The organism is Pseudomonas sp. ICMP 8385, assembly GCF_002699915.1.
Taxonomy (GTDB): Bacteria; Pseudomonadota; Gammaproteobacteria; order Pseudomonadales; family Pseudomonadaceae; genus Aquipseudomonas; species Aquipseudomonas gessardii.
The window spans coordinates 124,824-136,619 of sequence record NZ_LKBY01000045.1; the positions used below are offsets into that span (position 1 = coordinate 124,824).

General features: G+C 60.4%; 8 protein-coding genes. All 8 read left to right on the forward strand.

Features of this window, described 5'->3' with window-relative positions; translation table 11 throughout:
• The first annotated feature begins 21 nt into the window (after positions 1-21).
• The 8 genes from dnaE (at position 22) to ispD (ending at position 11,677) form a co-directional block, all read left to right on the forward strand.
• On the forward strand, positions 22-3,543 hold the full coding sequence (dnaE, locus tag AO268_RS06755; RefSeq protein ID WP_076962178.1) for a DNA polymerase III subunit alpha: 3,522 nt from the start codon (positions 22-24) through the stop codon (positions 3,541-3,543).
• A gap of 138 nt (positions 3,544-3,681) precedes the next feature.
• Positions 3,682-4,629 carry an acetyl-CoA carboxylase carboxyltransferase subunit alpha gene (locus tag AO268_RS06760; RefSeq protein WP_099168215.1) on the forward strand — a complete coding sequence of 316 codons (948 nt, stop codon included), beginning with the start codon at positions 3,682-3,684 and terminating at the stop codon, positions 4,627-4,629.
• A gap of 372 nt (positions 4,630-5,001) precedes the next feature.
• On the forward strand, positions 5,002-6,321 hold the full coding sequence (gene tilS, locus AO268_RS06765; protein WP_099168216.1) for a tRNA lysidine(34) synthetase TilS: 1,320 nt from the start codon (positions 5,002-5,004) through the stop codon (positions 6,319-6,321).
• A gap of 273 nt (positions 6,322-6,594) precedes the next feature.
• Positions 6,595-8,226, forward strand: coding sequence for a CTP synthase (locus tag AO268_RS06770; protein ID WP_099168217.1), 1,632 nt, complete (start codon positions 6,595-6,597; stop codon positions 8,224-8,226).
• 5 nt (positions 8,227-8,231) lie between these two features.
• On the forward strand, positions 8,232-9,077 hold the full coding sequence (kdsA, locus tag AO268_RS06775; protein ID WP_076962181.1) for a 3-deoxy-8-phosphooctulonate synthase: 846 nt from the start codon (positions 8,232-8,234) through the stop codon (positions 9,075-9,077).
• Between the two features lie 156 nt (positions 9,078-9,233).
• Positions 9,234-10,523: a phosphopyruvate hydratase gene (eno, locus tag AO268_RS06780; RefSeq protein ID WP_076962182.1), complete on the forward strand. Its 1,290-nt coding sequence runs from the start codon at positions 9,234-9,236 to the stop codon at positions 10,521-10,523.
• A gap of 171 nt (positions 10,524-10,694) precedes the next feature.
• Entirely contained in the window at positions 10,695-10,973 is a 279-nt protein-coding gene (ftsB, locus tag AO268_RS06785; RefSeq protein WP_029297251.1) for a cell division protein FtsB, read from the forward strand.
• Positions 10,970-11,677, forward strand: coding sequence for a 2-C-methyl-D-erythritol 4-phosphate cytidylyltransferase (gene ispD, locus AO268_RS06790; RefSeq protein ID WP_076962183.1), 708 nt, complete (start codon positions 10,970-10,972; stop codon positions 11,675-11,677). Before ftsB ends, ispD begins: the two co-directional genes overlap by 4 nt.
• The last annotated feature ends 119 nt before the right edge of the window (positions 11,678-11,796 follow it).

The window sequence follows — 11,796 nt, forward strand, 5'->3', positions numbered from 1 at the left end:
ACGTATCTAGACAGGATCACTATGCCGGCTTCATTCGTTCACCTGCGCCTGCACACTGAATACTCCCTGGTCGACGGCCTGGTACGGATCAAACCGCTGGTCAAAACCCTGGTGGGCATGAATATGCCTGCGGTGGCGGTGACCGACCAGAACAACATGTGCTCCCTGGTCAAGTTCTACAAGAGCGCCATGGGCGCGGGCATCAAGCCGATCTGCGGCGCCGACTTGTGGCTGTCCAACAAGGACCCCGATAACCCATTGAGCCGTATCAGCCTGTTGGCGATGAACGGCGTAGGTTATCGCAACCTGACTGAACTGATTTCCCGTGGTTTTATCGATGGCCAGCGCAATGGCTCGATCATCATCGAGCGCGAATGGGTGGCCGAGGCCAGTGAAGGGCTGATCATGCTGTCGGCGGCCAAGGAAGGGGAGGTCGGGATTGCCTTGCTGGGCGGCAACCCCCAGGAGGCTGAGGTTCTCGCCCGTGACTGGATGACGGTATTCCCTGACCGCTTCTACCTGGAAATCCAGCGTACCAACCGCCCCAACGACGAAGAACACCTGCACGCCGCCGTGGCCCTGGCCGAAAAGCTGGGCGCGCCGCTGGTGGCGACCAACGATGTGCGCTTTATCAAGAAGGAAGACTTCGAGGCCCACGAAACCCGCGTGTGCATCGGCGAAGGCCGGGCGCTGGACGATCCGCGTCGCTCGAAGAACTACAGCGAAGAGCAGTACCTCAAGAGCGCCGAGGAAATGGCCGAGCTGTTCAGCGACCTGCCCGAGGCCCTGGAAAACTCCGTCGAAATTGCCAAGCGCTGCAATATCGAAGTGAAGCTGGGCAAGCACTTCTTGCCCAACTTCCCGATTCCCGATGGTATGACCATCGATGAATATTTCCGCAAGGTGTCGTTCGATGGCCTGGAAGAGCGTCTGTCCGTCCTGCTGCCCAGGGACACCACCGAAGATTATGACGCCAAGCGCCAGGTGTATGTCGACCGGCTGAATTTCGAGCTGGATATCATTATCCAGATGGGGTTCCCCGGTTACTTCCTGATCGTAATGGACTTTATCCAGTGGGCCAAAAGCAACGGCGTGCCGGTTGGGCCTGGCCGGGGGTCGGGTGCCGGCTCGCTGGTGGCTTATGTGCAGAAGATCACCGACCTTGACCCGCTGGAATATGACCTGCTGTTCGAGCGGTTCCTGAACCCGGAACGGGTATCGATGCCCGACTTCGACGTCGACTTCTGCATGGATGGTCGTGACCGGGTCATCGAATATGTGGCCGAGAAATATGGCCGCAACGCGGTAAGCCAGATCATTACCTTTGGTTCCATGGCGGCCAAGGCGGTAATCCGCGACGTGGCGCGGGTGCAGGGCAAGTCCTACGGCCTGGCGGATCGTCTGTCGAAGATGATCCCCTTTGAAGTCGGCATGACCCTGGAAAAAGCCTACGAGCAGGAAGAAATCCTGCGCGACTTCATCAAGGTCGATGAAGAAGCCGCCGAAATCTGGGAGATGGCGCGCAAGCTCGAAGGCGTGGTGCGTAACGTCGGCAAGCACGCCGGTGGTGTGGTCATCGCGCCGACCAAGCTGACCGACTTTTCGCCGATCTATTGCGACGAAGAAGGCGATGGCCTGGTAACCCAGTTCGACAAGGACGACGTGGAGGCGGCCGGCCTGGTGAAGTTCGACTTCCTCGGCTTGCGAACCCTGACAATCATCGACTGGGCGCTCAAGACCATCAACCGCGAGCGCGCCAAGGTCAATGAAGCACCGCTGGATATCGCCTTTATCCCGCTGGACGACAAGCCGACCTACGCCCTGCTGCAAAAAGCCGAAACCACGGCGGTATTCCAGCTTGAATCCCGCGGCATGAAGGAGCTGATCAAAAAGCTCAAGCCCGACTGCCTGGAAGACTTGATCGCACTGGTGGCCCTGTTCCGTCCGGGCCCGCTGCAATCGGGCATGGTTGACGACTTTATCAACCGTAAGCACGGGCGTGCCGAACTGGCCTACCCGCACTCCGACTACCAGTACGAAGGCCTCAAGCCGGTACTGGCGCCGACCTACGGCATCATCCTGTATCAGGAACAGGTGATGCAGATCGCCCAGGTCATGGCCGGTTACACCCTGGGTGGCGCGGACATGCTGCGCCGGGCCATGGGTAAGAAAAAACCCGAAGAAATGGCCAAGCAGCGCGGCGGTTTCATTGAAGGTTGCGCCACCAACAATATCGATGCTGACCTTGCCGGTAACATCTTTGACCTGGTGGAAAAATTCGCCGGTTATGGCTTCAACAAATCCCACTCCGCCGCCTACGGCCTGGTGTCGTACCAGACGGCCTGGCTGAAGGCCCACTACCCGGCGCCATTTATGGCGGCGGTGCTTTCGGCGGATATGCACAACACCGACAAGGTCGTGACCTTGATCGAAGAAGTGCGGACCATGAAGCTGCGTCTCGACGCGCCGGATGTGAACGCCTCGGAGTTCAAGTTCACCGTGAACGACGAAGGCCGCATCATCTACGGTCTGGGCGCGATCAAGGGCGTGGGCGAAGGCCCGGTTGAGGCGATCACCGAGGCGCGCCAGGATGGGCCGTTCAAGGACCTGTTCGACTTCTGCGCCCGGGTCGACCTCAAGCGCATCAATAAACGGACCCTGGATGGCCTGATCCGCAGCGGCGCACTCGACCGCCTTGGCCCATACTTCCATGACGAGCCGAAGGCCTACCAGGCCAATATCGACCGCAACCGCGCGGTACTGCTGACCGCCATGGAAGAAGCGATCAAGGCCGCCGAACAGACCGCCCGCACCCACGACAGCGGGCATGCCGACCTGTTTGGCGGGCTGTTCGTCGAAGAAGACGCCGATGTGTACGCCAACCACCGCAAGGCCAAGGAGCTGACCCTCAAGGAGCGGCTCAAGGGTGAAAAAGACACCCTGGGCCTGTACCTCACCGGTCACCCGATTGACGAATATGAAGGCGAGATCCGCCGTTTCGCCCGCCAGCGCATCATCGACCTGAAACCGGCGCGTGATACCCAGACCGTGGCCGGGATGATCATTGCCCTGCGGGTAATGAAGAACAAAAAGGGCGACAAGATGGGGTTCATCACCCTTGACGACCGCTCCGGGCGTATCGAAGCGTCGCTGTTTGCCGACGCGTTCCATTCCGCGCAGTCGCTGTTGCAGACCGACGCGATGGTGGTGGTGGAAGGCGAGGTCAGCAACGATGACTTCTCCGGCGGCCTGCGCCTGCGGATCAAGCGTGTGATGAGCATGGAAGATGCCCGCACCAACCTGGCCGAAAGCCTGCGCCTGAAGGTGAAAACCGAAGCGCTCAAGGGCGATCAGCTACGCTGGCTGGGGGACTTGCTCAAGCGTCACCGTGGCGCGTGCCCGGTGACCATGGAATACACCGGCAGCGATGCCAAGGCGATGTTGCAGTTTGGCGAGACGTGGCGAATTGACCCGGCCGATGGCTTGATTCAAGCATTGCGTGACCAGTTCGGGCGTGACAACGTCTTCCTCCAATACCGTTGACGGTCAGGGCTGGTTTTTACCCCTGACCTCGACTCAACATTTAATCTCGACCTTGACGCGCCTCTCCCTTAAGGTAGGGCGCGAATAGACCACCGGCTGGCCAGGCACTCCCTGGCCGTCGACCCAAGACGGACGCTTATGAACCCGAATTTTCTTGATTTCGAACAGCCGATCGCTGACCTGCAAGCCAAGATCGAAGAGCTGCGCCTGGTCGGCAATGACAATTCGCTGAATATCGGCGATGAAATCTCCCGCCTGCAAGACAAGAGCAAGACGCTCACCGAAGACATCTTCGGCAAGCTGACCAGCTGGCAGATCGCGCGCCTGGCCCGCCACCCGCGCCGTCCGTACACCCTGGACTATATCGATCACATCTTCACCGAGTTCGACGAGTTGCATGGCGACCGTCACTTCTCTGATGACGCGGCGATTGTCGGCGGTATTGCCCGCCTGGACGACCAGCCAGTGATGGTGATCGGCCATCAGAAGGGCCGTGAAGTGCGCGAGAAAGTGCGTCGCAACTTCGGCATGCCGCGCCCGGAAGGCTACCGCAAGGCCTGCCGCCTGATGGAAATGGCCGAACGCTTCAAAATGCCGATCCTGACCTTTATCGACACCCCGGGCGCCTACCCAGGCATCGACGCTGAAGAGCGCAACCAGAGCGAAGCGATTGCCTGGAACCTGCGAGTGATGTCACGCCTGAAAACCCCGATCATCGCGACCGTGATCGGTGAAGGCGGTTCCGGCGGTGCGCTGGCCATTGGCGTCTGCGACCAACTGAACATGCTGCAATATTCCACCTACGCGGTGATCTCGCCGGAAGGTTGCGCCTCGATCCTGTGGAAAACCGCCGAAAAGGCCCCGGATGCTGCCGAAGCCATGGGCATCACCGCTGATCGCCTCAAAGGCCTGGGCATCGTCGACAAAGTGATCGCCGAGCCCCTGGGCGGCGCCCACCGCGACCCGGCTGCTGCATCGGCCACCATCCGCGCCGAACTTTGCGCGCAGTTGGACATGCTCAAGAAATTCGACAACGAGGCGCTGCTGGCCCGTCGTTACGAGCGCCTGATGAGCTACGGCCTCTAAGCCACTGCATCACCCCTGTGGGAGCGGGCTTATGTGGGAGCAGGCTTGTGTGGGAGCGGGCTTGCCCTAATGCCAGTCAGTTAAGCCTTTTTGTAGGAGCGAGCTTGCTCGCGGAGAACTTGAGAGCGCCGCGTTTACCTAGCAAACACGCGTTATCGTTGACGTCCTTCGCGAGCAAGCTCGCTCCTACAGAAAGCAGAATCCGCTTAACTGACTGGCATTAGGGCTTGCCCGCGATAGCAATGTATCAGTGCCAGATGGGTTGACTGGGACACCGCTATCGCGGCGATGCGGCGACCCGACAAGCCCGCTCCCACATTTGCGTTGTATATGCTTGGCTAACGTATTCCAGTTTTGCGGCGGTAACGTGCGATGAAACCAACCCTCCCCGCCAAACTCCTGCAAGCCCTGGCCCCCTGGCACAACGCTCCGGCCTGGCATATCGCCTACTCCGGCGGGCTCGACTCCACAGTCCTGCTGCACCTTCTCGCCGGTCTGGCAAAAACCCAACCTCTACCGCCACTGCATGCCGTCCATGTGCACCATGGCCTCCAAGCCGCAGCTGACGCCTGGCCCGCTCATTGCCAGGCGGTCTGTGAGGCCGCAGGCGTGCCGCTACGCGTCATGCGTGTGAGCGTGCAACCGGGCGCAAGCCTGGAGCGTGCAGCCCGTGATGCGCGCTACCAGGCGTTCGCCGAGGCGATCGGCCCAGGGGAGTTGCTACTGACTGGCCAGCACCGTGATGATCAGGCCGAAACCTTGCTGTTCCGCCTGCTGCGGGGCGCTGGGGTGCGGGGCCTGACCGGCATGCCAGCACAGCGCCCCTTGGGCAAGGGGCACCTGGTACGGCCGCTGCTGGAGGTGTCGCAAGCCGAGCTGGAAACCTACGCCCGCGAGCAGTCGTTGAGCTGGATCGAGGATCCCTCCAACGGCGATCCACGTTTCTCCCGTAATTACCTGCGTCATCAAGTATTTCCACTGCTCACCGCACGCTGGCCACAGGCCGCGAATACCCTGGCGCGAACCGCTGGGCATCTAGCGCAGGCCCAAGGGCTGCTCGATGAATTGGCGCAATTGGATGTGCAGGCTGCCCAGCGGCCATCGGCGCATGGGTGGCTACCGCTGCCATCGTTGGCACTTGCGCCGCTGCGCGATCTTTCCGACGCTCGTCAGCGCAACGCCCTACAGTACTGGCTGGCGCCGCTGACGTTGTTGCCCGACAGCGAGCACTGGATTGGCTGGCACACCTTGCGCGATGCCAAGGCGGACGCACAGCCCGTGTGGCGTTTGGCCGATGGCCAATTGCAGCGTTGCAACGATCGTATCTGGTGGATCCCTACCAAATGGTCAGAGTTTTCCGACAGTCCATTGAGCTGGTCGCACCCGCAAAACCCACTACAGTTACCCGGTAACGGCCAGTTGTATTTCAGCGGGCACGCCCCTGATGGCCCGTTGAGCGTCCGCTATCGCCAGGGCGGTGAAGTCATGGAACTGCCAGGCCGCGGCCGTCGCGACCTCAAGCGTTTGCTCAACGAAAGTGCTGTGCCAGGCTTTATCCGTGGCAGATTGCCGCTGCTGTACCAAGGCACCCGTCTGGTGGCCGTGGCCAACCTGGCAAGGGCCTCGACAGGGCAGGGGGATGACTGGCAATTACAGTGGGCGCCACCCACCTGCGATCAAGGTTTGAGCTGATAGCGCCTTTCCGGTAGACTACGCTCCCTTCTTGATACAACTTCTGTGGATTCTCCTGAAACACAGTCGTTGCCGATTACCAAGCAGTCTTTGCTGGGCGATTCCAAAAAATGTGTAGCGATCAACGTACCGGTGTTCCATTGCTGGTCTGTCACAACGCGGCGGTTTTTTTGAAAGGTGCACTGTGATTAATGCAGGTGATCGGGGGCTTCGGCCTTCCTTCGCTTTCCCCGGCGGCTCCGACCGCTTTAACGCAGACTTCTAGGGTTTTTCATGACGCGCTACATATTCGTCACGGGCGGTGTTGTTTCTTCATTGGGGAAAGGCATTGCCTCCGCTTCGTTGGCGGCCATCCTGGAGGCGCGGGGACTTAAGGTCACCATGCTCAAGCTGGACCCGTACATCAACGTCGACCCGGGCACCATGAGCCCGTTCCAGCACGGTGAAGTGTTCGTCACCCACGACGGCGCCGAGACCGACCTGGACCTGGGCCACTACGAGCGGTTCATCCGCACGACCATGACCCAGAACAACAACTTCACCACTGGCCGTGTCTACGAGCACGTGCTGCGCAAGGAGCGCCGTGGTGACTACCTGGGTGCAACCATCCAGGTGATCCCGCACATCACCGACGAAATCAAGCGCCGCATCATCAAGGGTGCAGGCGATGCCGACGTGGCCATGGTCGAGATCGGTGGCACCGTGGGTGACATCGAATCCCAACCGTTCCTCGAAGCCATCCGCCAGTTGCGTTTCGAAGTCGGCGCCAAGCGCGCGATGCTGATGCACCTGACGCTGGTGCCGTACATCGCCACCGCTGGCGAAACCAAGACCAAGCCTACCCAGCACTCGGTCAAGGAGCTGCGCTCCATCGGCCTGCAGCCGGACGTGCTGGTGTGCCGCTCCGATCACCCGATCGACATTTCCTCGCGCCGCAAGATCGCCCAGTTCACCAACGTTGAAGAACGTGCGGTGATTGCCCTGGAAGACGCCGACACCATCTACAAGATCCCGGGCATCCTGCATTCCCAGGGCCTGGATGACTTTGTGGTCGAGCGTTTCGGCCTGCAGTGCAATGGCGCGGACCTGTCCGAGTGGGAAGCGGTGGTTGATGCCAAGCTCAACCCCGAGCACGAAGTGACCATCGCCATGGTCGGCAAGTACATGGAACTGCTGGACGCGTACAAGTCGCTGATCGAAGCGATGAGCCACGCCGGCATCAGCAACCGGACCAAGGTCAACCTGCGCTACATCGACTCCGAAGACATCGAGAACCAGGGCACCGCGCTGCTCGAAGGCGTCGATGCGATCCTCGTGCCAGGCGGTTTCGGCCTGCGTGGCGTGGAAGGCAAGATCACCGCCGTACAGTACGCTCGTGAGAACAAGGTGCCGTACCTGGGTATCTGCCTGGGCATGCAAGTGGCGGTTATCGAGTTCGCTCGTAACGTGCTGGGTTGGAAAGACGCCAACTCCACCGAGTTCGATCACACCAGCGGCCACCCGGTCGTGGGCCTGATCACCGAGTGGGAAGATGCCACCGGCGCCGTTGAAACCCGTACCGCAAGCTCCGACCTGGGCGGCACCATGCGCCTTGGCGCACAGGATTGCCTGCTGGAGTCCGGCTCGCTGGTGCACGACTGCTATGGCAAGGACGTGATCGTCGAGCGTCACCGTCACCGTTATGAGGTGAACAACAACCTGCTGCCGCAGATCAAGGAAGCCGGCCTGAAAATCTCCGGTCGCTCCGGCGATGGCAAGCTGGTTGAAGTGGTCGAAGCCCCGGATCATCCATGGTTCGTCGCTTGCCAGTTCCACCCTGAGTTCACCTCGACTCCACGCGACGGTCACCCGTTGTTCAGCGGTTTCGTCAAGGCTGCACTGACGCAACATCAGAAGAAGGCGTAAACCTGATGGCCCAGAAGATCATTCGCGTAGGCGATATCGAAATTGCCAACGACAAGCCCATGGTGCTGTTTGGCGGCATGAACGTGCTGGAAAGCCGCGACATGGCGATGCAGGTCTGTGAAGAGTATGTGCGCGTTACCCAAAAGCTGGGTATCCCGTACGTGTTCAAGGCCAGCTTCGACAAGGCCAACCGTTCGTCCGTGACCTCCTATCGCGGCCCGGGCCTTGAAGAAGGCATGCGGATCTTCCAGGACATCAAGCAAGCCTTCGGCGTGCCGATCATCACCGACGTCCACGAGCCTGAGCAGGCTGCGGTGGTCGCCGAGGTGTGCGACATCATCCAGTTGCCGGCCTTCCTGTCGCGCCAGACCGACCTGGTCGTCGCGATGGCCAAGACCGGCGCGGTGATCAATATCAAGAAAGCCCAGTTCCTCGCACCCCTGGAAATGAAACATATCCTGAGCAAGTGCGTGGAAGCGGGTAACGACCAGTTGATCCTCTGCGAGCGTGGTTCGAGCTTCGGCTACAACAACCTCGTGGTGGACATGCTCGGTTTCGGCATCATGAAACAGTTTGAATACCCGGTGTTCTTCGACGTGACCCACGCGCTGCAAATGCCGGGTGGTCGCGCCGATTCCGCCGGTGGCCGACGTGCCCAGGTGCTGGACCTGGCCAAGGCCGGTATCAGCCAGTCCCTGGCTGGCCTGTTCCTGGAAGCCCACCCGGACCCGGACAACGCCAAATGCGACGGCCCGTGTGCCCTGCGCCTGGACAAGCTGGAGCCATTCCTGGCCCAGCTCAAGCAGTTGGACGAACTGGTCAAGAGTTTTCCGACGGTAGAGACCGCGTAACCCGCGTTTCTCCGGTAAACTTTCCGCGTTTTATGCTCAGGCCCCCGGGCCTGAGCCTTGTCGTCTGCAAGCCTGCCCCGTTGTTCCACCCTTGCGGTCGGTCAAAAGATTTCCTTCAGCTGCGTCGTTTTCGTCAACTTTGGAGTGTTTACAACAATGGCAAAAATCGTCGACATCAAAGGTCGTGAAGTTCTCGACTCCCGTGGCAACCCCACCGTCGAAGCTGACGTGCTTCTCGATAACGGCATCATCGGCAGCGCCTGCGCGCCGTCCGGTGCTTCCACAGGTTCGCGCGAAGCGCTGGAACTGCGTGATGGCGACAAGAGCCGTTACCTGGGCAAGGGTGTCCTCAAGGCCGTAGCCAACATCAACGGTCCGATCCGCGACCTGTTGCTGGGCAAGGACCCGCTGGACCAGAAAGCCCTCGATCACGCGATGATCAAGCTCGACGGCACCGAAAACAAAGGCAGCCTCGGCGCCAATGCGATCCTCGCTGTATCCCTGGCTGCTGCCAAGGCCGCTGCCCAGGACCAGGACCTGCCGCTGTACGCGCACATTGCCAACCTGAACGGCACCCCAGGCGTCTACTCGATGCCGGTGCCCATGATGAACATCATCAACGGTGGCGAACACGCAGACAACAACGTCGATATCCAGGAATTCATGGTGCAGCCAGTGGGCGCCAAGACCTTCTCCGAAGGCCTGCGCATGGGCACCGAGATTTTCCATCACCTCAAGGCTGTGTTGAAGGCCCGTGGCCTGAGCACTGCGGTGGGTGACGAAGGGGGTTTTGCACCGAACCTGGCGTCCAACGAAGATGCACTGAAAGTGATCTCTGAAGCCGTGGCCAACGCTGGCTACACGCTGGGCACCGACGTGACCCTGGCCCTGGACTGCGCGGCCAGCGAGTTCTATGAAGACGGCAAGTACAACCTGTCCGGCGAAGGCCAGGTGTTCAACTCCGAAGGTTTTGCTGAATACCTCAAGGGCCTGACCCAGCGCTACCCGATCATTTCGATCGAAGACGGCCTGGACGAGTCTGACTGGGACGGTTGGAAAATCCTTACCGACAAGATCGGCGAGAAGACCCAACTGGTCGGTGACGACCTGTTCGTGACCAACACCAAGATCCTGAAAGAAGGCATCGACAAGAAGATCGCCAACTCGATCCTGATCAAGTTCAACCAGATCGGCACCCTGACCGAAACCCTGGAAGCCATCCAGATGGCCAAGGCTGCGGGCTACACCGCCGTGATCTCCCACCGCTCCGGCGAAACCGAAGATTCGACCATTGCCGACCTGGCCGTGGGCACCTCGGCAGGCCAGATCAAAACCGGTTCCCTGTGCCGCTCCGACCGCGTTTCCAAGTACAACCAACTGCTGCGTATCGAAGAGCAATTGGGCGGTAAAGCCAAATACAACGGTCGTGGTGAGTTTCGCGGCTGAGTCGTTGATGGTAAAAAGACAACGGATTGTGTCGGAAAACTCACTTTAGAGTGAATTTGCGCACTAATCTGATGCCTATCAAGCACAAGCCTGGGTCTTCCAGGCTTCGTGCTATCAGTTGCTTCAAAAGTTTTGCATGGCTGTCTTTTTTCACTGGATACCCGATATTCGATGCGCAGTCCCAATTGGTTGTTCCTCGTCTTGCTCTTGCTGCTGGCTGGCCTGCAGTACCGCCTTTGGGTGGGCAATGGCAGCCTGGCGCAGGTAACCGACCTGACCCAGCAAATTGCCGCGCAGCACGCCGAGAATGAGGTGTTGCTGGAGCGCAACCGTGTACTCGATGCCGAAGTGCTTGAGTTGAAAAAAGGCATGGAGACCGTTGAAGAGCGGGCTCGTCATGAATTGGGCATGGTCAAGGAGGGCGAAACCCTCTACCAGTTGGCCCAATGAACGCCTGTTTACCGGCCTTCTGGGCCGTGATTCCTGCCGCGGGCGTCGGTGCCCGTATGGCCGCGGACCGTCCCAAGCAATATCTGCAGTTGGGCGGGCGCACGATTCTCGAACACAGCCTGGGCTGTTTCCTTGACCACCCGAGCCTCAAGGGGCTGGTGGTCAGCCTGGCGGTGGATGATCCTTACTGGCCCAACCTGGGGTGTGCCGGCGACCCGCGTATCCAGCGCGCGGATGGCGGGGCGCAGCGTTCAGGCTCGGTGCTTAATGCGTTGCTGCAACTCAATGCCCTGGGCGCCAGCGATGACGATTGGGTGCTGGTGCACGATGCCGCCCGGCCGAACCTGAGCCGCGAGGATCTCGACACGTTGCTGGCGGCGCTGGCGGACGACCCGGTGGGCGGCTTGCTGGCGGTGCCGGCCCGCGACACCCTCAAGCGCGTCGACAAGCAGGGGCGGGTGGTGGAAACCATTGACCGCAGCCTGATCTGGCAAGCCTACACCCCGCAAATGTTCCGCCTGGGCGCCTTGCATCGGGCCTTGGCCGATAGCCTGGTGGCCGATGCGCTCATCACCGATGAAGCCTCGGCCATGGAATGGTCCGGCCAGGCGCCACGCCTGGTCGAAGGGCGTGCGGACAATATCAAGGTGACCCGGCCGGAGGATCTGGAGTGGCTTAGGTTGCGGTGGGCTAATCGCCGGTAGGCTGCTGGACCGAGGTGACTTCATCGCAGGCAAGCCAGCTCCCACACTCGACTGCATGTGCCTGTTGGAATGCGGTCAAGTGTGGGAGCTGGCTTGCCTGCGATGAGGCCAGGCCTGAC